Genomic DNA, 21,717 nt, shown 5'->3' on the forward strand with positions numbered 1-21,717 from the left:
ACTTCGAACGGCCGCGCCATGCTCGCCCGCCTCACCGACGAGGACATCCGCGCACGTGTGCCCGCGACCTATCCAAAGCTGCGGCGGATGACCGGAGATCCCATCGACCAGGCCGCGGCACGCGTTCAGACGGGGACGCGATGAGCAGCGCCACCACCCCGTGCCCCAACGGCCTTGCGCTCTTTGTTCTGCCAAGCGCACTGCTGTTTGCGCTGTTCTTCTTCCTGCCGATCGGATTGATGGCGCTGATGAGCGTGCTCACCGGCAATCCGGTGGTGGCGCCGAAGGTCGCCTTCACCACGCGTCACTACGCCCGCATGTTTGATGATCCGTTTTATCTCGAGGTGATCTGGACCACGATCCGGATCGGGCTCGTGACCACGCTGGTCGCGCTCCTGATCGGCTATCCGCTGGCACACTGGATGGCCCGCATCAGGAGCCGCACCGGGCACGCGCTGCTGCTGATGGCGGTGCTGGCGCCGATGCTGACCGGCATCGTGGTGCGCACCTTCGCCTGGATGACGCTGCTGCCCGACAAGGGCGTGATCAATCAGACGCTCATCTCGCTCGGCGTGATCAGCCAGCCGCTGAAGCTGATGTACACCGAGACCGGCATCGTGGTCGGGCTCGTCCACATCTACGTCCCCTTCATGGTGCTGACCCTGACCGGCGTGATCGGCCGCATCGACGAGCGGCTGGAGCAGGCCGCGGAAAATCTCGGCGCCAGCCCCTTGCGCGCCTTCATCGAGGTGACGCTGCCGCTCAGTCTGCCCGGCATCCTCGCCGGCTCGCTGCTCGTCTTCGCGCTCGCGATCAGCGCCTATGTCACGCCGATCCTGCTCGGCGGATTCCAGATCATGACGCTGCCGATCCTGATCTACCAGCAGATCTAGACAAAAACCGCGAAAACAACCCCATGCACAGTAGCCGGGGATAGCAAGATCAACGGCTTGTGCGGGCAGGCCACGAGGCGGAGACAGACCCCTCACCCGAGTGAGTTCATGTCTACCGGCGTCGCTGCCCTCTCCCGCAAGGGAGAGGCGCAGCAACGGGCATTCCTGCTGTTTGACACGTCGGGCAAAACAGAGGTATATTGCTAATATTCCGAAATCTTGCGGTCTTCTCTCCCTTCTCCCCTTGTGGGAGAAGGTGGCGCGAAGCGCCGGATGAGGGGTCTCTATCCGCGGACAAAGCTGCTCAAGAATGAGAGAGAGGTCATACGCGGAGACATACCCTCACCCAAGTGAGTCCGCATCGACGAGCGGAACTGCCCTCTCCCACAAGGGGAGAGGGCACAATAACGGGCCGTGCGCGCTCGAACGATGAGGGTGCTTCCGCGCCCCCTACTCCCAGGCCCACGCCGAGAAATCGTTCTCGAACTGCGGGACTTCCTTCCAGACGCCCTTCAGCTTCTTGTTGATGACGGTGGGCCATTGCGGCTGGAACAGGTAGGCGGAGACGGCGTCGGTGGCCAGCATACGCTGGGCTTCGCCGAGCAGCTTGGCGCGGGCCGTTTGGTCCGGCGTCGACACGATCTGCTTGTAGAGCGCGTTGAACGCCGCGTTGTTGTAGCCGAGATAATAGTCCGGCTCGGTGATCTTGACGAGGTCGAACGGCTCGACATGGCTGACGATGGTGAGGTCGAAATTGTGCGGACCGTTGCCGGCGAACACCTGCGACAGCCACTGCGCCCATTCGACGTTCTCGATCTTGGCGATGATGCCGACCTTGGCGAGCTGGGCCGCGACGATCTCGCCGCCCTGCCGCGCATAGGGCGGTGGCGGCAGCTTGAGCGACAATTCGAGCGGCGTGGCGACGCCGGCTTCAGTGAGCAGCTTCTTGGCCTTTTCAGGATCGTAGGGATTGATGCCGGTGGTGTCGACATAGCCCAGCGATCCCGGCGTGTAGAAACTGCCGATCGGCGTGCCGAGCCCCTCGACCGCGCCGTCGATCAATGCCTTGCGGTCAATCGCAGCGAGGATGGCGCGGCGAACGCGGACGTCATCGAGCGGCTTCTTCCGATGATTGATCGCGACGATGGTCTTGGCCTTGGAGCCGCCGATCAGCACCGTGAAGCGCGGGTCGCTTTTGAACTGAGCAACGACGCGAGTCGCGATGCGCGGAAATGCATCCACGTCTCCCGACAGCAGCGCCGCAGCCTGGGCGGCCGGATCGGAGATGAAGCGGATCGTCACCTTCGAGAGCTTGATCGCGGATGCGTTGCGGTAGTCCGCCCATTTGGTCAGCGTGATCGAGGAACCCTTGGCCCAGGCGCCGAGCTGATAGGGCCCGGTTCCGACCGGCTGCGTGATATTGGTGGCTGCGCTCTTCGGCTCGACGATCGAGGCACTCGCCTGTCCCATCAGGAACGGCAGGTTCGGCTCGGAATTCTTCAGGGTGATCACGACCGTATCGGCATCGGGCGCGGCAACGGACTCGAAGCTCTGGAACAGGCTCTTGTCCTTGTTGGTGCTGGTCGGCGCCGCATTGCGCTCGAACGAGAACTTCACCGCGGCGGAGTCGAACGGCTCGCCATTGTGGAATTTGACGCCCTTGCGCAGCTTGAAGGTGTAGGTCTTCAGGTCAGGCGAAGCGGTCCAGCTTTCCGCCAGCAGGGGCGAAGTGGAGCCGTCCTCGTTGATCTTGGTCAGGGTCTCGTAGATGTTGTAGAGCGTGACTTCGGCGATCGCCGCGGCGGCCGCGTTGGTGGGATCGAGCCCCGGCGGCTCCAGCGTCATGCCCATGACGACGCTGTCCTTCTTGCTTTGCGCCAGCACCGGCAGCGGCGCCGCGACAAACGCGGCAATGAGTGCGACGATGGATAGTTTCCTGAACATGCGTAACTCCCCTGCCTTCTCTAGTCCCAGTCTACGCCAATCCCGCGCCCGAGACTAACCCTCCGCGGCCGCTGGCGGCAACGCCATCACTGCCTCCGCCTTGTGGCAGGCGGCGAGATGGGCTTCCCCGACCTTGCGTAGCTCAGGCAGAACCTCGCGGCAATGCTGGTCGGCGAGCCCGCAGCGCGCGACGTAAGGGCATCCGGCAGCGGTCGCCGATTGCGAGGCGATCGCCTGGGCCCCGCGCCGGCGCCGGCCGCCCGCGGGACGCGCCCGCGGCACGGCGTCGAGCAGCGCCCGCGTATAGGGATGGGCGCCGCGCTCGAACAGGTCCTCGGGACGGCCCTGCTCGACGATGCGGCCGAGATACATCACCGCGACCTCGTCGCAGAGATAGTCGACGACGGCGAGGTCGTGGCTGATCAGGACGTAACTCAGGCCGAACTGCTCCTGGAGATCCTGCATCAGGTTCAGGACCTGGGCCTGCACGGAGACGTCGAGCGCGGAGACCGGCTCGTCGGCGACGATCAGCTTGGGCTGGGTGATCAGCGCGCGCGCAATGGCGATGCGCTGGCGCTGGCCGCCGGAGAATTCGTGCGGGTATTTGTCCATGTCGGCATCGCGCAAGCCGACCTGCCGCAGCACCGCGGCGACGCGTTCCCGGAACGTAGTGCGGTCGGCGCCGTCCAGCACGGTGAGCGGCTCGGCGACGATGCGGGCGATGGTCTGGCGCGGATCGAGCGAGCCGTAGGGATCCTGGAACACCATCTGGAAATCGCGCCGGGCGCGGCGCAGCTCATCGGCGGAGATGCGGTTGAGGTCCTGGCCGAGCAGCGCGACCTGGCCGGATGTCGGCCGCTCCAGCGCCATCACCACCCGCGCGAAGGTGGACTTGCCCGAGCCGGACTCGCCGACGATGCCGAGGCTCTTTCCGGCGGCCAGCCGCACGCTGACGCCGTTGAGCGCGCGCACCTGTCCGGGCGGCTGGAACAGGCTCTCGCGCGGCAGCTTGTAGCGTTGCTCCAGATCCTTCACGTCGAGAAGAGGCGCGGTGCTCATGCGGACAGCGCTCCGACATTTTCGGCCATGGAGACGTCCGTCCGGATGCAGCGCACGGAGTGGCCGGGGCCGACGTCCACCATCGGCGGCAGCGCGGTGCGACACGGCTCGATCACGAGCGGACACCGATCGGCGAAGGTGCAGCCGGACGGCAGATCCGCGAGTTCCGGCACCGTGCCCGAGATGGTCGTCAGCCGCGTGCCCTTGCGCGCGCCGAGCTTCGGCCGGGCGCGGAACAGGCCCTGCGTGTAGGGATGCCCCATCCGCCGGAACACCTCATCGGTCGGCCCGCTCTCGACGACGACGCCGCCATACATCACCATCATGCGCTGCACGTTCTCGGCGATGACGCCGAGATCGTGCGAGATCAGGATCATCGACATGCCGCGCTCCTCGACGAGATCGGCGATGAGGTCGAGGATCTGGCCCTGGATGGTGACGTCGAGCGCGGTGGTCGGCTCGTCCGCGATCAGAAGATCGGGCTCGCAGGCGAGCGCCATCGCGATGGTGACGCGCTGGCGCTGGCCGCCCGAGAACTGGTGCGGATAGGCATCGACGCGCCTCGCCGGGTCGGGCAGCCCGACGCGGTCGAGCAAGGCGATCGTCTCCTTGCGCGCCTGGGCCGCCGAGTATTTCTTGTGACGCCGCAGCGGTTCGGCGACCTGGTGGCCGATCGTGTGCATCGGATTGAGCGCGGTCATCGGCTCCTGGAAGATCATGCTGATGCGGTTGCCGCGCAAGCGGCAATAATCCGCATCCGGAAGCCCGGCGAGCTCGCTGCCGTCAAGCCTGATGCTGCCAGTGACGACGGCGCTGTCCGGCAGCAGTCCCATCAGCGACAGCGCAGTGACCGACTTGCCACAGCCGGATTCGCCGACGAGCCCGAGCGTCTCGCCGCGCTTCAGCGCGAAACTGACGCCGCGCACGGCTTGCGCCGGCCCGCGGCTGGTGTTGAGGCGCACACCGAGGTTATCGACCTCGATCAGCGGCATGGTCGAGCGCTCGCCCATCGTCATCGTTCCCGCGCCAGTCGTGGATCGAGCAGATCGCGCAGTCCGTCGCCGAGCAGATTGAGGCCGAGCACGGCGACCGCGATCGCCGCGCCCGGATAGACGGCGAGCATCGGCGACTGGAACAGCAGCGTCTGCGCATCGTTCAGCATCCGCCCCCAGGACGGCTGCGGCGGCTGCGTACCGAGACCGAGATAGGACAACGCGGCTTCGGCGAGAATTGCCAGCGCGAACTGGATGGTCACCTGCACGATCAGGATCGACAGGATATTGGGCAGCACATGCTCGATGGTGATGCGAAACTTGCCCTTCCCCGCGGCGCGCGCGGCCAGCACGAATTCGCGCGCCCAGATCGCGTTGGCAGAGCCGCGCGTCAGCCGCGTCAGCGTCGGTATCTGGAAGATGCCGATCGCGACGATCGACGTCACCATGCCGGGTCCTGCGACCGCGGCGAGCATGATCGCGGAGAGCACCGCCGGAAAGGCAAAGGTGAAATCGGAGAAGCGCATGATGATCTCTTCGGTCCAGCCGCGCCTGGCCGACGCCACCAGGCCGAGGCAGACGCCGAAGGTGAGACCGATGCTGACGGCGATGATGCCGACCATGATGGTGGAACGGGCGCCGGCGAGCAGCAGCGAGACGATATCGCGGCCGAAAGCGTCGGTGCCGAGCCAGTGCGCCGCCGAGGGCGGCCGGAGTTTCGAGGCGATGTCGATCTCGTACGGTGACCAGGGCGTCCACACCAGCGACAGCAGCGCCGCGGCGAGCACCAGGAGACTCAGCGCGCCGCCGAGCACGAAGCTGCGGTGGCGCAGCGCACGGCGCCAGAACGTCCGGGCCGGCAAAGGACGCGTTGCGATCGGCGCGTCAACCAGAGTGGTCAGCGGCGCGCTCACAGATCGTGGACCTTGATGCGGGGATCGATGAAAGCATAGAGCACGTCGACCACAAAATTGACGATGACGACCATGGTCGCCAGCAGCATCACGCAGTTGCGCACCACGATCAGGTCGCGGTTGGCGATCGACTGGAAGATCAGGCGGCCGAGGCCCGGAAGATAGAACACGTTCTCGATCACGATGGTGCCGGCGAGCAGATTGGCGAATTGCAGCCCCATCACCGTCATCACGGGAATCATGGCGTTGCGCAGCACATGGCTCCACAGCACCTCGCGCTTGCCGAGCCCCTTCGCGCGCGCGGTGCGGACGAAGTCCTCGCGCAGCACCTCCAGCACCGCCGAGCGCGTGACCCGCGCGAGGATCGCGGCCTGCACCACCGCGAGCGAGACCGCCGGCAGGAGCAGCGACTTGATCCCGAGCCAGATGCCGTCCTCCCAGCCGGCAAAGCCGCCCGCCGAGAGCCATTGCAGCCGCACCGAGAACAAGAGCACCAGCAGGATCGCGAACCAGAAATTCGGCAGCGCGATCCCCACCTGCGTCAGCGACATCACGCCGACGTCGCCGAGCTTGTTGTGGTTGGCGGCGGTGTAGATGCCGGCCGAGAGCGCCAGCGTCACCGTGATCAGCATCGACATGATCGCGAGCGGAATGGTCAGCACCAGCCGCTCCGCGATCAGGGCGGCGACCGGCGTGCCGTAGACATAGGAGTTGCCGAGATCGCCGACCAGCAGGCCCTTGATCCATTGCAGATAGCGAACTGCCAGCGGCTGGTCGAGCCCGAGCTTGACGGTGAGCGCGCGCACCGCGTCGGCCGAGGCATCGGCGCCCATCAGCATCTGCGCGGCGTTGCCGGGAAGCGCATCCAGCACCAGGAAAATGATCACGGATGCGCCGACCAGCGTCGCCAGCAAGGTCAACAGACGTCGGAGGACAAATACGCTCATGCGCGCTCGGCTTCAGGGCTCACCCGCGGCACGATCAACATGTCCGGGCGCCGGAGGCAAGTGCTTTGCGGCATCTGCCTCACCTCAGCCGGGCCAACGTGACAGAAGGTCCTGCGAAGCCTCGAACAGCGCGCTCACGCGCAGCAATTCAGCATCGGCGCGGAAACGCCCGACCAGTTGCAGGGCGATCGGCAGGCCGTCGCGGCCGAAGCCGCAGGGCAGACTGATCGCGGGGTGTCCGGTCATGTTGAACGGCATGGTCCAGGGGAACCAATGCGGCCGGACACTGTCGAAGTGCTTGCCGTCGATCTCGATGGTGCCGAACAGGTCCTGCTCGATCGGCAGCGCGGTGCGGGTGAGCGTCGGCATCGCCAAAAGGTGTCCGCGCGCAAGCAGGGATTGCACCCGGCGGAACAGCGCGGTGCGCGCGAACATCGCCTCCTGATAGGCGACGCCGCTGACGTCGGTGGCGAGCGCGAGCTGTTTGAGGAAGGCCTCGCTCAGCGCCTCCCCGTGCTCGTCCGCGAGCCTGGCAAAGCGCGTCCGCCAGACCGTGTGATTGATGGCGCGCCAGATCGGCTCGATGTCGAAGCCGTCGCCGGAGAATTCCTCGAGCTCGGCGCCAAGGCTCGCGAGCCGATCGAGGCTCTCTTTGAATGCCGTGGCGACGTCCGCAGACACGGGGCGTCCCGGCGGCGACAGGCAGAACAGGATTTTCTGCCCGCGCAGATCGCCGCGCGGAATAGCGGTGCCGATGAAATCGGGCACGGGCATGCCGATCGACCAGGGATCGCAAGCGTCCTCCCCGGCCATCGCCTGCATCATCAGCGCGGTGTCGGCGACATCGCGCGTCATCGGCGTGACATAGGTCTGGTTGCCGAACGCATCCAGCGCCTGGCTGTGCGCGATCACGCCATTGCTCTGCTTCAAGCCCACGACGCCGTTGCAGGCGGCGGGAATTCGCGTCGAGCCGCCGCCGTCGGTCGCGATCGCGAGCGGCGCGATGCCGCTGGCCACTGCCACCGCCGCGCCGCCGCTGGAGCCGCCGGAGGAACGCTCCGCGCTCCACGCATTGCGGGTGCGGCCGAACAGCGGCGAGTCGGTCAGGCATTTGCTGCCGAATTCCGGCGTCGTGGTCTTGCCGATCAGGATCGCGCCCTCGCTGCGCAGCCGCGCGACTGCCACCGCGTCCTCGGCCGGCACGTTATCCTTGTAGGGCACGGCGCCGAAGGTGGTCTTCACGCCCCTGGTGTTGACGATATCCTTGACGGTGACGGGGATGCCGTGCAGCAGGCCGAGCGGCTCGCCGGCCATCATCTTGCGCTCCGCCACGCGCGCGGCCGCCATGGCCTCGTCGCCGCACAGCGTGATGAAGCAGTTCAATTCGGGCTGCAGCGCCTCGGCGCGGGCAAGCACGGCACGGGTGAGCTCGACGGGGGAAATCCGCTTTTCGGCAATGAGGCCGCGCAGTTCGGTTGCGGACAGCAGGCAGGGATCGCCGTTCATCGTCTCATCACGCTCCGAAGCCGGCCGCCGTTGGCCGATACCATTGACAGCGAGAATGACAGTTTTGTTAACTCGCCGTCCAATACGATTTTGATGGTCAACCCATACGTTTTCGGTATGCCAATGGATCTTCGCCGGCTCCGCTATTTCGTCGCCGTCGCCGAGGCGCGCAGCGTCGGCAAGGCCGCCGAGCGGCTGCGCATGGCGCAGCCTCCGCTGTCGGTGCAGATCCGCAAGCTGGAGGCCGAAATCGGCGCGCCGTTGTTCCGCCGCGGCACGCGCGGCATGGACCTGACCGCGGCGGGCCAGGCCCTGCTGGTGCGCGCCGGCGAGGCGCTGGCGCTGGCGGCCGACGGCGTCGAAGCCGCCCGCGCGGTCGCAGCCGGGCGCCGCGGGCAAATCTCGGTCGGATACATGTTCGTGCTGGCGAATGCGATGCTGCCGCGCCTGATCCCGGAGCTGCGGCGGTCCATTCCCGGTGTCGACCTCGAGTTCGCCGAGCTCAGCGCCTCGACGCGCGAGGCACGGCTGCTCGATCGCAGCGTCACGGTCGCGCTGTGCATGCCGGCGATCCATCATCCCGAGATCCAGGTGGCGCGGATTGGCGCGCAACCGTTCATGCTCGCCATGCCGATCCGCTCACCGCTCGCGCGCCTCGGCGCAGTGCCGATGGCGAAATTGCAGGGCCGCCCCCTGATTGCACTGCCGCCGCCGGAGCAAGACCCCGCCTCGTCCGCGGTCGCGGCCTTGCTGCGGCGGCACCAGGTCGTGATGCCGGTCGCAAGCCGGGTCGAGACGGTGCACTCGGCGATGAGCCTCGTTCTCGCCGGTGAAGGTCTCGCGATCGTGCCCGCCTGTGCGCAGCTCGGGGCCCCGCGCGGCATCGTGTTCCGGGCGCTGCGGGATGCGACCGACTCCATCGACATCGCCGTCTGCTGGCGCCGGGACACTCACAGCCCGCTGATCCGCACCTTCCTCAAATGCGCCGAGAGGGTCGTGGCGCGGCTGTGATGCGCGCCGTCAGCTCCAGCCCATCTCATGGCTCCAGGGCGGATCGGCACCTGGGCGCGTGCAGGTGAGCCCGGCGCAATTGGCGGCAAAGGACAGCGCGCGGCGGAGCTCGTCCGCGCCGATGTCCTTCAACCGCTGCCGGGCGAGGCGTGTCTGCTTGTGCAGGGCGAACAGCAGCGCCGCCTGGAAACTGTCGCCGGCGCCGATGGTGTCGGCGACATCGATCCTGGGCGCGGCGACCTCGATCTGCCCTGCCCCCGCGTGCCATGCGATCGCACCGTTGCTGCCACGGGTGATCACGACGAGGCTCGTGCCCTGCCCGAGCAGCGCGCTCGCGCGCTCGTGATACCGCTCGTCGCCGAAGAGATAGGAAAAATCGACGTCCGACATCTTGATGAGATCGGCGGTGCTCGCGAACTCCGCCATGCGCGCGAGATAGGCCGGCTTGTCCTTGACGAGGTTGGGGCGGCAATTCGGATCGAACGAGATGGTCGACGACATCCGCGCGTCCGCGATCAGCGCTTTCGTTTCGGCCGCGCCCTGATCATTGACCAGCGTGGTCGAGCCGACATGAAGGGCTTCGACGTTCGCAAACGGAACCGACCCGCGCCGATAGGTCCAGTTCCGCGTCGCGGTCTCGGCATCGTAGAAGGCATAATGCGACTCGCCCGCGACAATGCGGACGAAGGCCAGCGTGGTCTGGTGATCGCTGCGGGTGGCGAGAGCGAGTTCGACGTTCGACGCGGTTGCATGATCGGCGATCATGCGCCCGAACATGTCGGTCGAGATGCCGCCGACGAAACCGGTGGGCGCGCCCAGCCGCGCCATGCCGATCGCGACGTTGAGGCAGGAGCCGCCGACGGCCGGCATCACCGCTTCGCGCCCGTCGGCATTTCGCGTCGGGACGAAATCGATCAGCGCATCGCCGCAGGAAATCAACATCCGTCTCAACCTCTCGCGATGTCGCGCATCGCGGCGCGGCTGCCGCGATCGACCTCGCGCAGCAGCTTGTAGACCTCGCGCTTGCGCGTGTGAAACACGGCCATCTCGGGCACGGTCGGCTCGCTTTTCCGGCCCAGCGCCGACATCTTTGCCATGGTCTCGCCGATCGAGGCATAGGCGCCGCCGGCCACCGCCCCGAGCATCGCGGCGCCCAGCAGCACCGGCTCTTTCGTCTGCGGCAGCGCGACGGTGAGACCGGTCGTATCGGCCATGATCTGCCGCACCAGCGGGCTGCGGCTCGCGCCGCCGCCCATGATCATGATGCTGGAATAGACGCCGTGCGCGGCGAAGGCCTCGATCACCTCGGCCAGACCATAGGCAAGTCCGCAGAGGCCGGCCACGAACAGGCGTTCCATCGAGGCGATATCGGTGTCGAGATCGAGGCCCGCGATCACCGCGCGCGTGTCGGGATCGGCGTAGGGCGACCGATTGCCGATGAACTCAGGGAGCACATGGACGTCGCGGGCGAGCAGCGCGGCGCGACTGGCATCACCTGCGCGCGCGATGATGCGGCGCTCGAGGAAATCGATGAGGTCGAGGCCTTCGCTGCGCGCCGCCGCGCTCGCCTCGACGTGCCCGGGATGCGATTTGAGAAGATGGTCGATCGCCGCGCCGGCGGCCGACTGCCCGCCCTCGTTGAGCCAGAAGTCCGGCACCATGCCGGAATAATAAGGACCCCACACGCCGGGCACGAAACACGGCTCCCTGGTCGTCGCCATGATGCAGGCCGACGTTCCCATGATGTAGGCGAGACGGTCGCAGACCTCCGTTGCGCCGTCCGATCCGTCGCGGCCTCCGATCGCGCCGATACCGCCGGCATGCGCATCGATCAGCGATGCGCCGACCGGCGTGCCGGGCGACAGGCCAAGCTCGGCCGCCGCCGCGCGCGTGAGTCCCGCGCCGAGCCGCGTGCCGGGGGCGACGATCTCGGTGCCGATACGCCCGTAATTTTCCGCGACGAAGTCGGCGAGACCGATGCGCTTGAAGAACGGCGCGCTCCAACCGCCGCCGTCATGCGCCAGATAGTTCCACTTGCAGGTGACAGTGCAGGTGGAGCGCTGGAGCGAGCCGGTTGCGCGCCAGGTCAGGAAATCCGCCAGGTCGAAGAAGTGGCCGGCCGCGTCGAAGCTCGCGCGCATGCGCCGCTTCAGCCACAGCAGTTTCGGCATCTCCATCTCGGGTGAAATCGAGCCGCCGACATAGCGCAGCACCGGGTCCCCGGTCTCGTTGATCAGCCGGGCCTCGGCCGTGGCGCGGTGATCCATCCAGACGATGACGTTGCGTTGCGCTTCGCCGGAGGCGCTGACGGTGAGCGGCTCGCCCTGCCGGTCAAGCACCACGAGAGAACAGGTGGCATCGAAGCCGATGCCGCCGACGCTGTCGGGCGCGATTGCAGCCTCCGCCATCGCGGCGCGCACCGAGGTCGTGCAGGCATCCCAGATGTCCTGGGACGATTGTTCGACGACGTCGCCCGCCTCGTGCCAGATCCGGATCGGATGCCGCGCAGTCGCCAGCAGGGTGCCGGCCTCGTCAAACACCCCAGCCCGCGTGCTCGTGGTCCCCACGTCGACGCCGATATACGCTCGCGGCATTGTCGCTCCCGGTCGCTTCGTCAGTTTTGACGCAAGCCTACCAGCAAGTATAGCCGCCATCCACCAGCACGATACTGCCGGTCATCAGGCTCGCGGCCTCGGACGAGAGGAACAGGACGACGGAGGCGATCTCCTCGACCTGCCCCAATCGCGCCATCGGGGTTCCTCCGATCCAGGCGTCGTACATTTTCGGATTGCTCTTCACGAAGGCGTTGAGCGGCGTCTCGATATAGGTCGGCGCCACCGCATTGACGCGGATGCCGCGTGCGCCCCATTCGGCCGCAAGTGACTTGGTCAGATGGTGCACGGCGGCCTTGGAGGCGTTGTAGAAACACTGCTCCTGCGGCTTGTTGACGATGAAGCCGGACATCGAGCCGACATTGACGATGGCGCCGCTCCTGGCCTTGAGCATATGCTTGCCGAATTCGCGGCAGCACCAGAAAGTGCCGTTCAGATTGACGTCGATGACGTTGAGCCAGTGCTCGTCGGTGACGGTCTCCGCCGGCGTCTCGCTGCGGGCGATGCCGGCATTGTTGACGAGGATGTCGACCTTGCCGTGGCGGGCGACGAGGTCGTTGGCAACTTCGGCGACGCGCCTGGTGTCGGTCACGTCCATGGTCGCCGTCTCGATGTCGTAGCCTTTCGCTTTCAGCTCGGCCTTTGCGCTGTCGGCGACCTTGCTGTCGCGGTCGCCGATCACGACCCTCGCGCCGGCTTCGGCCAGCGCTTCCGCGCAGCCAAGGCCGATGCCCTGCCCGCCGCCGGTGATGAACGCGGTCTTGCCGTCCAGCCTGAATTTTTCCAGATACATTTTGGTCTTTCCGTTTTCTTGCCGTTTCTTGTCAGCCCCGAATGGCGTTTCCGCCCGCATCGAAGCGGTGAATGCGCGCTGGGTCCGGCACCAGCGACACGCGGTCGCCGGCATGCAGGCTCAATTCGCCGATATAGCGCGCCGTCAGCATTCCGAACGGACCGGCATCGACATAAAGGAACGTGTCGCTGCCGAGATGCTCGGCGACCGCGATCGTGCCCTGCCATCCCCCCGCCCCGTCGCGCTCGATCTTGAGATGCTCCGGCCGTACGCCGATCGTCGCCGCGCCCTTCTGCAAGGCGTGCTCGCCGGTGACGAAGTTCATCTTGGGCGAGCCGATGAAGCCGGCGACGAACAGATTGGCGGGCTTATCGTAGAGTTCCAGCGGCGAGCCGTATTGCTCGATCTTGCCGCCGTTGAGCACCACGATCTTGTCGGCCATCGTCATGGCCTCGACCTGATCGTGGGTGACGTAGATCGCGGTGGTGCCGAGCTGCTTCTGGAGCCGCGTCACCTCGATCCGCATCTGCACGCGCAGCGCCGCGTCGAGGTTGGAGAGCGGCTCGTCGAACAGGAACGCCTTGGGCTCGCGGACGATGGCCCGGCCGATCGCGACGCGCTGGCGCTGGCCGCCGGACAGCTCGCGCGGCTTGCGGTCGAGATAGGGCGTGAGATTCAGCGTCGCAGCGGCCGCCTCGACCTTGCGGTTGGTTTCGTCCTTGGAAAGCCCCGCCATCTTCAGGCCGAAGCCGATATTGCCGCGCACGCTCATGTGCGGATAGAGCGCGTAGGACTGGAACACCATCGACAGCCCGCGCTTGGCGGGCGGCGTGTCGACGACGTTCTTGCCGTCGATCAGGATCTTGCCGCCCGAGACGTCCTCGAGCCCGGCGATCAGCCGCAGCAGCGTGGTCTTGCCGCAGCCCGAGGGGCCCACGAACACCACGAAGGAGCCGTCGGCGATCTCCAGATCGGCGCCCTTGATGATGTGCACGGGGCCGAAGGATTTCTGCACGTCCTGAAGTGTGATCTGACCCATCGCAGCCCCTTCTACTTCACCGCGCCAAAGGTGAGCCCGCGCACGAGCTGCTTCTGGCTGAACCAACCGAGGACGAGAATGGGCGCAATCGCCAGCGTCGAGGCCGCCGACAGCTTTGCCCAGAACAGCCCTTCCGGGCTCGAATAGGAGGCGATGAACGTCGTGAGCGGCGCGGCATTCGAGGTCGACAGATTGAGCGTCCAGAACGCCTCGTTCCAGGCGAGAATCAGATTAAGCAGCATGGTCGAGGCGAGGCCCGGGATCGCCATCGGCGTCAGCACGTAGACGAGCTCGCGGCCGATGGTGGCGCCGTCCATGCGCGCGGCTTCGAGGATGTCGCGCGGAATCTCCTTGAAATAGGTGAACAACATCCAGATCACGATCGGCAGATTGCCGAGGCAGAGGATGAAGACGAGGCCGATGCGGGAGTCGAGCAGGCCGAAACTCTTGTAGATCAGGTAGATCGGCACCAGCACGCCGACCGGCGGCATCATCTTGGTCGAGAGCATCCAGAGCAGGATGTCCTTGGTGCGCTTGGTCGGCGAGAACGCCATCGACCAGGCCGCCGGGATCGCGATCAGGAGCGCAATCAGCGTCGAGCCACCGGCGATGATGACCGAGTTCAGCGCGTGGTGAAAATAGTCGCTGCGCTCCTGCACGGTGACGTAGTTTTCCGTGGTCCAGTGGAAGAACAGGAAGGACGGCGGAATGGCGAAGGCCTCGAGCTCGGTCTTGAAGCTCGTCAGCACCATCCAGAGGATCGGGAAGAAGATCAGGAAGCCGAAGAACCACGCCCCGATCGTCGATATCACCACCCGCCGCGTCGTCGCCATTCGCGCCATGCTTCAGGCCTCCAGATTGCGGCCGACGATGCGGACGAGGAAGAAGGCGACGATGTTGGCGATCACCACCGCGACGAGGCCGCCCGCGGACGCGCTGCCGACGTCGAACTGGATCAGCGCCTGCGAATAGATCAGGAAAGCGATGTTGGTGGTCTGAAGGCCCGGCCCTCCCCCGGTCGTCACGAAGATCTCGGCGAACACCGTCAGCAGGAAGATGGTCTCGATCAGGATCACCACCGTGATGGGACGCGCCAGATGCGGCAGCGTGATGTAGATGAAGGTCGACACCGCACTGGCGCCGTCCATCTCGGCGGCTTCCTTCTGTTCCTCGTCGAGCGATTGCAGCGCGGTCAGCAGGATCAGCGTCGCGAACGGCAGCCATTGCCAGGCCACGATCAGGATCACCGCGAGCAGCGGCGCGTCGGTGAACCAGTCGATCGGCGTCAACCCGACCAGCTTGGCGAGCCAGGCGAACAGGCCGGACACGGGGTGCATCAACAGGTTCTTCCAGACCAGCGCGCTCACCGTCGGCATCACGAAGAACGGCGCGATCACCATCAGCCGCACGAAATTGCGTCCGATCACGGGCTGGTCCATCAGCAGCGCCAGGGGAATGCCGAGCAGGATCGTCAGCGCCAGCACCGAGCCGACCAGCACCAGCGTGTTCTGGAGCGAGGCGAGGAAGGCGGGATCGGTCAGGAAGTAACGGAAATTCTCCAGGCCGACGAACTCTTCGGAGCCGGGGTCGAGCAGGCTGTAGTGCAACGTCGAGAAATAGATCGTCAGCGCGAGCGGGACGATCATCCAGATGAAGAGCAGCCCGACCGCCGGCATCAGGAGCGAGCGCGCAAGAATCTGCGTTTGCCGGGTTGCCATTCCTAACTTCTCCGCCTGCGGGAAGAAGGCGGCCATCCATCGAAGCGGTGGATGGCCGCAAGTTTGAGCTCAGGGAGAACTCGGGCTCACTTGATGTAACCGGCCCGCTTCATCTCGCGCTCGGTCGCGGATTGCGCGGCGGCGAGCGCGGCATCGACCGTCATCGATCCCGCGAGCGCGGCGGAGAATTGCTGGCCGACCTGCGTGCCGATGCCCTGGAACTCGGGGATCGCGGCGTACTGCACGCCCACATAGGGCACGGGCTTGACGGTGGGCTTGTTGGGGTCGGCCGCGTCGATCGAGGCCAGCGTCAGCTTCGCGAACGGCGCAACCTTCAGATACTCAGGATTTTGGTAGAGCGAGGTCCGCGTGCCCGGCGGCACGTTGGCCCATCCGTCCTTCGAGGCCACGAGCTTGGTGTAGTCCTTGCTCGTTGCCCAGGCGATGAACTTCTCGGCCGCATCCGCCTTCTTGGAGCCAGCGGGAATCGCCAGATTCCAGGCCCACAGCCAGTTGGCGTTCTTTCCAAGCCCGGTGTTGGGCGCCAGCGCAAAGCCGACCTTGTCGGCGACCTTGGAATCCTTCGGATTGGTGACGAAGGACGCCGCAACCGTCGCATCGATCCACATCGCGCATTTGCCGGCGTTGAACAGCGCGAGGTTCTCGTTGAAGCCGTTCGAGCTTGCACCGGGAGGGCCGGCGTCCTTCATGAGATTGACGTAAGTCGTGAGCGTCGTCTTCCATTCCGGCGTATTGAACTGCGGCTGCCATTTCTCGTCGAACCAGCGCGCGCCGTAGGAATTGGCCATGGCCGAGAGGAACGCCATGTTCTCGCCCCAGCCGGCCTTGCCGCGCAGGCAGATGCCGTAGGTGCCGGCGCTCTTGTCCGTGAGCTTCTTGGCCGCGTCGACGACGAAATCCCAGGTCGGCTTTTCCGGCATCTTCAGGCCGGCCTTCTCGAACAAATCGGTGCGATACATCACCATCGAGCTCTCGCCGTAGAATGGCGCGGCGTAGAGCTTGCCGTCGACGGAGACCGCGTCCTTGATCTTCGGCAGCAGGTCGGCGACGTCGTAATCCGCGCCGAGATTGGCGAGCGGCACCAGCCAGCCCTTCTTGGCCCAGATCGGCACCTCATAGGTGCCGATGGTCAGAACGTCGAACTGGCCGCCCTTGGTGGCAATGTCGGTGGTGACGCGCTGGCGCAGCACGTTCTCCTCGAGAGTCACCCATTTGACGGTGATATCGGGATTCTTCTTGGTGAATTCAGCCGTCAGCCCCTGCATGCGGATCATGTCGCCGTTGTTCACGGTGGCGATGGTCAGGGTGGTTTCGGCCATCGCGGGGACGGCCAGCAACAGGCAAGACGCGCCGACGGCGCCGAGGACGTGTTTCACGGTGACCTCCCTCAAACTCGCGTTTTGAGCATATGCCCAAGCGTTGGGCGTATGTTCAACTCACGGACGGAAGATTGTCAAGCAGTCGCGCGGGCGTTTTGGCAACTTCTGAGTGCTGCGATGCGGGAAGGATGTCGCGTACTGCGAGTGTGGTGGCAGTTGTCCGGGCAAGCGCCCGCGGCTTGCTCCACCTCTCCCGCTTGCGGGAGAGGGAGCGCAGTCCCGATGCGGCTACGGCGAACGGCCCTACCGCTCCAGAATCGCCCTTGCCGTCGCCTCGTCGGTGATCAGGCCGTTGATCAGGCGTCCATTCAGCGCCGCCGCGATCGCCGGCACCTTGGCCGCGCCGACGGCGGCCCCGATCGTCGTGGTCCTCGCCGGCACTTCCGGCGAAATGCTGGTGAGGCGCTTGTTGGTGCCGCCCTTGAGCACGCGGCCCTTGGAATCATAGGCCCAGCCGGTGATCTCGCCGATGGCCCCCTGGCGCATCATCTCGAACAATTCGTCGCGGGTGACGAAGCCGTCGACATGGACCTGCGCCTTCTGGTCCATTTGCCCGATGCCGACGAGGCGCAGATCGGCCTTGGCCGCAACCGCCTTCACCTTCGCGATCGGCTCGATCCTGACCATCTTGTTGCGCTCGTCCTCCGAGGACATCAGGAACGGCAGCGGCATCGGATAGTGGCGCGCACCGGTGCGGTCGGCGAGCCGGCCGACGGTGTCGTAGAAGCTCGCAGAACCGTCAGCGGAGATATTGCCGACCAGCGAGACGATCTGGTGATTGGGCCGGTCGATCGGCGTGACGCGCTCGACCGCGGCGCGCACCGCGCGCCCCGTGCCGAGTGCGACGATGACGGGCGTCTCCGACCGCAGCGTCGCGTCCAGCAGATTGGCGCAACGTTCGGCAATTCCCGCGGTGGCCTGCGGCGCAGCAGGATCGGCCGGCACCACCTCGCAATGGGCAAGGTCAAAACGCTCCTTCAGCCGCGCGGCCAATTCCATGCAGGCGGCGATAGGGTGTTCGAGCCGAAAGGTGATCAGACGTTCGGCAAGGCACAGCGACACCAGCCGCTGCGCCGAAGCGCGCGAGACCTGGAGCATCTTTGCGATCTCGTCCTGGGTGTGGCCGGCAATGAAATAGAGCCAGCCGGCGCGCGCGGCATCGTCGAGCCTGGATTTTTCGTTCTCGGCGGCCATGGCGGGCGTCAGGCGTCCTTCCAGAAATCGCTCATGCGCGCGAAGACCCGATCGGCCCCGGCGCCGGACAATATAGCCTGTCCGTCGCGTCCGCGATAATGGCTGCCGCCGACAAATCCCCAGACGATCATGCCGGCCGCCTTCGCCGCCTGCACTCCGCTGACGCTGTCCTCGATCACCAGCGTGCGCGCAGGTTGCACATCCATCTTCGCCGCCGCATGGAGAAACAGGTCCGGGGCCGGCTTGCCGTGCCTGACCATTTGCGCCGTGTAGATCCGTTGGCCGAAAGATGGCGCAAGGCCGGTCACCTTCAGCGACAGCGCGACGCGGTCGAGATCACTCGACGAGGCCACGCAATAGGGCACGCGCAGGCCGGACAGGACGATTTCGACGTCCGGAACCGGATGGAGCGCCTGCTCGAAGGCGGCCAGCACGCGCGATTTCAGCCGGAGGGGGAAATCGACCGGCAGCACGTGGCCGAGTTCGCGATAATGCTGCGTGACCGCGCTCGTGCTCCGCCCGAGAAACAGCTCGAGCGCCTGCGCAAGCGTCAGCGATATCCCGAATGCGGACAGCTCGTCGGACAGGCACTGGCAGCTCAACAGTTCGCTGTCGACGAGCACGCCGTCGCAATCGAAGACGACGAGGTCGGGCTCTGGCCGGATTTGGTCCATCCCGCCATTCGATCATATACCCAATCTCTGAGCAATAGTTCGGCTGGAACCGAGCGCGGCGATTTTACCTTCGGTTCAATGAGCAACCTGCCGGCAGATCGCCGGCAGCGCCGCAGGCACTATCGTCCCCTCACCTTCGCTGGTTATACACGTCGATGCACACCGCCCCGAGCAGCACCAGGCCCTTGATGACCTGCTGATAGTCGATGCCGATGCCGAGGATGGACATGCCGTTGTTCATCACGCCCATGATCATGGCACCGACCACGGCGCCGCCGACACGCCCCACTCCGCCATAGGCCGAGGCGCCGCCGATGAAGCAGGCGGCGATGACGTCGAGCTCGAAGCCGAGTCCGGCCTTCGGGGTCGCGGTGTTGAGGCGCGCGGCGAAGACGAGGCCGGCGAGCGCGGCCAGCACGCCCATGTTGACGAAGGTCAGGAAGGTCAGCCGCTCGGTCTTGATGCCCGACAGGCTTGCCGCTTTCGCATTGCCGCCAACCGCGTAGACCTGCCGGCCAATCACGGTGCGGCGGGTGACGAAGCCGTAGAGTGCGATCAGCGCGGTCATGATGACCAGCACGTTCGGCAGGCCCCGATGCGAGGCGATCAGATAGGTGAAATAGAGCACGGCGCAGGCCAGGAGAATGCTCTTGCCGAGGAAGAACGCGTAAGGCTCGACCTCGATGCCGTGCAACTGCTCGCGCGAGCGGCCCTTGGCGCTGGCATAGACGAGGCCGAGCGCGAGCACGGCACCGATCAGCATGGAGGTCGGATGCAGCGTGCCGGCCTCGGGCAGCACTTCCGGAATGAAGCCGGAGGACAGTTTCTGGAAGGTCGCCGGAAACGGCCCGAGCGACTGGCCCTGCAACACCGCGAGCGCGAGGCCCTTGAACACCAGCATGCCGGCCAGCGTCACGATGAAGGATGGGATCTTGAAATAGGCGACCCAATAGCCTTGCGCCGCGCCGATCGCCGCCCCCAGCAGCAGACAGGCGATGAAGGCCAGCGTGTAGTCGACCTTGTATGTCACCATCAGCACGGCCGCCACCGCGCCGACGAAGCCCGCGACCGAGCCGACCGAGAGATCGATATGGCCGGTGACGATCACGAGCAGCATGCCCAGCGCCATGATGACGATGTAGCTGTTCTGAAGCACCAGATTGGTCAGGTTGAGCGGCTGCAGCAGCGTGCCGCCGGTCATGACCTGGAAGAACAGCATGATCGCGATCAGCGACAGCAGCATGCCGTAATTGCGCAAATTGTTCTTGATGAAGCTGCCGTGCCGGCGCTCCTCGGGCAGCGAAACCGTCTTGTCGGTCATGGCTGCGATCCTCCCATCTCGGCGCCCGCCAGGGCGCTGCTCCCATAATTTCTGTCGTTGCGCATGATGGCACGCATGATCTTCTCCTGCGTCGCCTCTGCGCCCTTGAATTCCCCGACGAAGGCGCCGTCGTTCATGACACAGATGCGGTCGCAGATGCCGAGCAGCTCGGGCATCTCCGAGGAGATCACCACGACGCCGCGGCCGGCCTCCGCGAGCTCGTTGATGATACAGTAAATTTCGTATTTGGCACCGACGTCGATGCCCCGGGTCGGCTCGTCCAGGATCAAGACCTTGGGATCGGTCATCAGCCATTTCGACAGCACCACCTTCTGCTGGTTGCCGCCGGAGAGCTGGCCGGTCTCCTGGTAGACGTCGGAGCAGCGGATGCGCATGCGGCTCTTGTAATCGCTGGCGACCTTCAGCTCGGCGATGTCATCGATCACGCGGTTAGGCGCGACCTGGTGGAGGCTTGCGAGCGTGATGTTCTTGCGGACGTCGTCGGCGAGGATCAGGCCGAGCTGCTTGCGGTCCTCGGTGACATAGGCAAGGCCGGCGTCGATCGCCGCGGCGACGCTCGGCAGCGCGATCTCACGGCCTTCGAGCCGGATGCTGCCGCTGATATTGGTGCCCCAGGACCGGCCGAACAGGCTCATCGCAAACTCGGTGCGGCCGGCGCCCATCAGCCCGGCGATGCCGACCACTTCGCCGCGCTTGACGCCGAAGTTGACGTTCTTGATGACCTGCCGCTCGGGATGAATGGGGTGATAGACCGACCAGTTCTCGACGGTGAGGACAGGCTCGCCGATCTTCACGCTGCGCTCGGGGAAGCGATGGGCGAGATCGCGGTTGACCATGCTGCGGATGATGCGGTCTTCCTGGATCGGCTCGGCACGGCAATCGATGCTATCGACGGTGCGGCCGTCGCGCAGCACGGTGATGTGGTCGGCGACCTTGGCGACCTCGTTGAGCTTGTGCGAAATCAGGATTGAGCCGATGCCCTGGTCGCGGAAGGCCATGAGGCGTTCGAGCAGCGCGGCGCTGTCGGCCTCGTTGAGGCTGGCGGTCGGCTCGTCCAGGATCAGCATCCGCACCCGCTTGGACAAGGCCTTCGCGATCTCGACCAGCTGCTGCTTGCCGACGCCGAGGTCGGTGATCAGCGTATCCGGGGATTCCTTCAGGCCGACCTGCGCGAGCAGGTCCCGTGTCCGCCGGTACACCTCGTCGCGGTCGATCACGCCTAACTTTGACGGCGGATGCGACAGGAAGATGTTTTCCGCGATCGACATCAGCGGGATCAGCGCCAGCTCCTGATGGATGATGATGATGCCGAGCGCCTCGGAATCGTTGATGTCACGAAAACGCCGCTCCTCACCCTCGAAGATGATGGTGCCCTCGTAGCTGCCGTGCGGATAGACGCCGCTGAGCACCTTCATCAGCGTCGACTTGCCGGCGCCGTTCTCGCCGACGAGGGCATGGATCTGCCCGGCGTCGACTGAGAAATTGACGTCGCGCAGCGCCTGGACGCCGGCAAAGCTCTTGCTGACGTTGCGCATCTCCAGCATTGCGGTCATCGTTTCATGTCCCATCCGTTACTTCAGCCCGCCCCGCTGGCGGGGAGAGCATAGGCCGCTTTGTGCGGCCGTTCCTGGAAACGCCGAGCCAGAGCTTCGGCTATGCGCGAAGCGATCGGGTGAGGG

At 65.7% G+C, this 21,717-nt stretch carries 20 protein-coding genes; 3 read left to right on the top strand and 17 right to left on the bottom strand.

What is annotated here, in order from left to right; genetic code table 11:
- Nucleotides 1-18: 18 nt before the first annotated feature.
- Nucleotides 19-144 (top strand): hypothetical protein, encoded by a 126-nt coding sequence (locus NR187_RS08940; protein ID WP_256806291.1) that lies wholly within the window; start codon nucleotides 19-21, stop codon nucleotides 142-144.
- Nucleotides 141-893, top strand: a complete 753-nt coding sequence (locus NR187_RS08945) for an ABC transporter permease (protein WP_256806292.1) — start codon at nucleotides 141-143, stop codon at nucleotides 891-893. Before NR187_RS08940 ends, NR187_RS08945 begins: the two co-directional genes overlap by 4 nt.
- A gap of 450 nt (nucleotides 894-1,343) precedes the next feature.
- Here NR187_RS08945 and NR187_RS08950 read toward each other — a convergent pair whose 3' ends face one another.
- The 6 genes from NR187_RS08950 to NR187_RS08975 all read right to left on the bottom strand — a co-directional run bounded on the left by NR187_RS08950 (nucleotide 1,344) and on the right by NR187_RS08975 (nucleotide 8,255).
- Nucleotides 1,344-2,837, bottom strand: a complete 1,494-nt coding sequence (locus NR187_RS08950) for an ABC transporter substrate-binding protein (RefSeq protein WP_211383048.1) — start codon at nucleotides 2,835-2,837, stop codon at nucleotides 1,344-1,346.
- 54 nt (nucleotides 2,838-2,891) lie between these two features.
- Nucleotides 2,892-3,896, bottom strand: coding sequence for an ABC transporter ATP-binding protein (locus tag NR187_RS08955; RefSeq protein ID WP_256806293.1), 1,005 nt, complete (start codon nucleotides 3,894-3,896; stop codon nucleotides 2,892-2,894).
- On the bottom strand, nucleotides 3,893-4,906 hold the full coding sequence (locus NR187_RS08960; protein ID WP_256806294.1) for an ABC transporter ATP-binding protein: 1,014 nt from the start codon (nucleotides 4,904-4,906) through the stop codon (nucleotides 3,893-3,895). The genes NR187_RS08955 and NR187_RS08960 overlap by 4 nt, the downstream gene beginning before the upstream one ends.
- Before the next feature lie 2 nt (nucleotides 4,907-4,908).
- A complete protein-coding gene (locus tag NR187_RS08965) occupies nucleotides 4,909-5,802 on the bottom strand; it encodes an ABC transporter permease (RefSeq protein WP_256806295.1) in 894 nt (297 codons plus the stop codon).
- Nucleotides 5,799-6,749: an ABC transporter permease gene (locus tag NR187_RS08970; protein ID WP_256806296.1), complete on the bottom strand. Its 951-nt coding sequence runs from the start codon at nucleotides 6,747-6,749 to the stop codon at nucleotides 5,799-5,801. The genes NR187_RS08965 and NR187_RS08970 overlap by 4 nt, the downstream gene beginning before the upstream one ends.
- 84 nt (nucleotides 6,750-6,833) lie before the next feature.
- The gene (locus NR187_RS08975; RefSeq protein WP_211383043.1) at nucleotides 6,834-8,255 is read right to left on the bottom strand and encodes an amidase; all 1,422 of its coding nucleotides are present in this window, start codon (nucleotides 8,253-8,255) and stop codon (nucleotides 6,834-6,836) included.
- Between the two features lie 123 nt (nucleotides 8,256-8,378).
- Between NR187_RS08975 and NR187_RS08980 the strand changes: the two genes are divergently transcribed.
- Entirely contained in the window at nucleotides 8,379-9,266 is an 888-nt protein-coding gene (locus tag NR187_RS08980; RefSeq protein ID WP_256806297.1) for a LysR family transcriptional regulator, read from the top strand.
- 9 nt (nucleotides 9,267-9,275) lie between these two features.
- Here the strand turns inward: NR187_RS08980 and NR187_RS08985 are convergent, their stop codons facing one another.
- The 11 genes from NR187_RS08985 to mmsA all read right to left on the bottom strand — a co-directional run bounded on the left by NR187_RS08985 (nucleotide 9,276) and on the right by mmsA (nucleotide 21,591).
- Entirely contained in the window at nucleotides 9,276-10,208 is a 933-nt protein-coding gene (locus tag NR187_RS08985; RefSeq protein WP_256806298.1) for a carbohydrate kinase, read from the bottom strand.
- A gap of 5 nt (nucleotides 10,209-10,213) precedes the next feature.
- Nucleotides 10,214-11,860 carry an FGGY-family carbohydrate kinase gene (locus tag NR187_RS08990; RefSeq protein WP_256806299.1) on the bottom strand — a complete coding sequence of 549 codons (1,647 nt, stop codon included), beginning with the start codon at nucleotides 11,858-11,860 and terminating at the stop codon, nucleotides 10,214-10,216.
- A 37-nt stretch (nucleotides 11,861-11,897) separates the two neighbouring features.
- Nucleotides 11,898-12,671: an SDR family NAD(P)-dependent oxidoreductase gene (locus NR187_RS08995; protein ID WP_211383039.1), complete on the bottom strand. Its 774-nt coding sequence runs from the start codon at nucleotides 12,669-12,671 to the stop codon at nucleotides 11,898-11,900.
- 31 nt (nucleotides 12,672-12,702) lie between these two features.
- A complete protein-coding gene (locus tag NR187_RS09000) occupies nucleotides 12,703-13,710 on the bottom strand; it encodes an ABC transporter ATP-binding protein (RefSeq protein WP_256806300.1) in 1,008 nt (335 codons plus the stop codon).
- 11 nt (nucleotides 13,711-13,721) lie between these two features.
- Nucleotides 13,722-14,552, bottom strand: coding sequence for a carbohydrate ABC transporter permease (locus NR187_RS09005; RefSeq protein WP_211383037.1), 831 nt, complete (start codon nucleotides 14,550-14,552; stop codon nucleotides 13,722-13,724).
- Nucleotides 14,553-14,555: 3 nt separating this feature from the next.
- The gene (locus NR187_RS09010; protein ID WP_211383036.1) at nucleotides 14,556-15,428 is read right to left on the bottom strand and encodes a carbohydrate ABC transporter permease; all 873 of its coding nucleotides are present in this window, start codon (nucleotides 15,426-15,428) and stop codon (nucleotides 14,556-14,558) included.
- A gap of 86 nt (nucleotides 15,429-15,514) precedes the next feature.
- Entirely contained in the window at nucleotides 15,515-16,825 is a 1,311-nt protein-coding gene (locus NR187_RS09015; protein WP_211383035.1) for a sugar ABC transporter substrate-binding protein, read from the bottom strand.
- A gap of 246 nt (nucleotides 16,826-17,071) precedes the next feature.
- Nucleotides 17,072-18,022: a sugar-binding transcriptional regulator gene (locus tag NR187_RS09020; RefSeq protein WP_256806301.1), complete on the bottom strand. Its 951-nt coding sequence runs from the start codon at nucleotides 18,020-18,022 to the stop codon at nucleotides 17,072-17,074.
- Between the two features lie 8 nt (nucleotides 18,023-18,030).
- On the bottom strand, nucleotides 18,031-18,696 hold the full coding sequence (locus NR187_RS09025) for an HAD family hydrolase (protein ID WP_256806302.1): 666 nt from the start codon (nucleotides 18,694-18,696) through the stop codon (nucleotides 18,031-18,033).
- A 130-nt stretch (nucleotides 18,697-18,826) separates the two neighbouring features.
- Nucleotides 18,827-20,017 (bottom strand): multiple monosaccharide ABC transporter permease, encoded by a 1,191-nt coding sequence (gene mmsB / locus NR187_RS09030; RefSeq protein WP_211383032.1) that lies wholly within the window; start codon nucleotides 20,015-20,017, stop codon nucleotides 18,827-18,829.
- Entirely contained in the window at nucleotides 20,014-21,591 is a 1,578-nt protein-coding gene (gene mmsA, locus NR187_RS09035) for a multiple monosaccharide ABC transporter ATP-binding protein (protein ID WP_256806303.1), read from the bottom strand. The genes mmsB and mmsA overlap by 4 nt, the downstream gene beginning before the upstream one ends.
- Nucleotides 21,592-21,717 lie beyond the last annotated feature (126 nt).

This window comes from Bradyrhizobium sp. Bra64, from assembly GCF_024519875.1.
Classification (GTDB): Bacteria; Pseudomonadota; Alphaproteobacteria; order Rhizobiales; family Xanthobacteraceae; genus Bradyrhizobium; species Bradyrhizobium japonicum_G.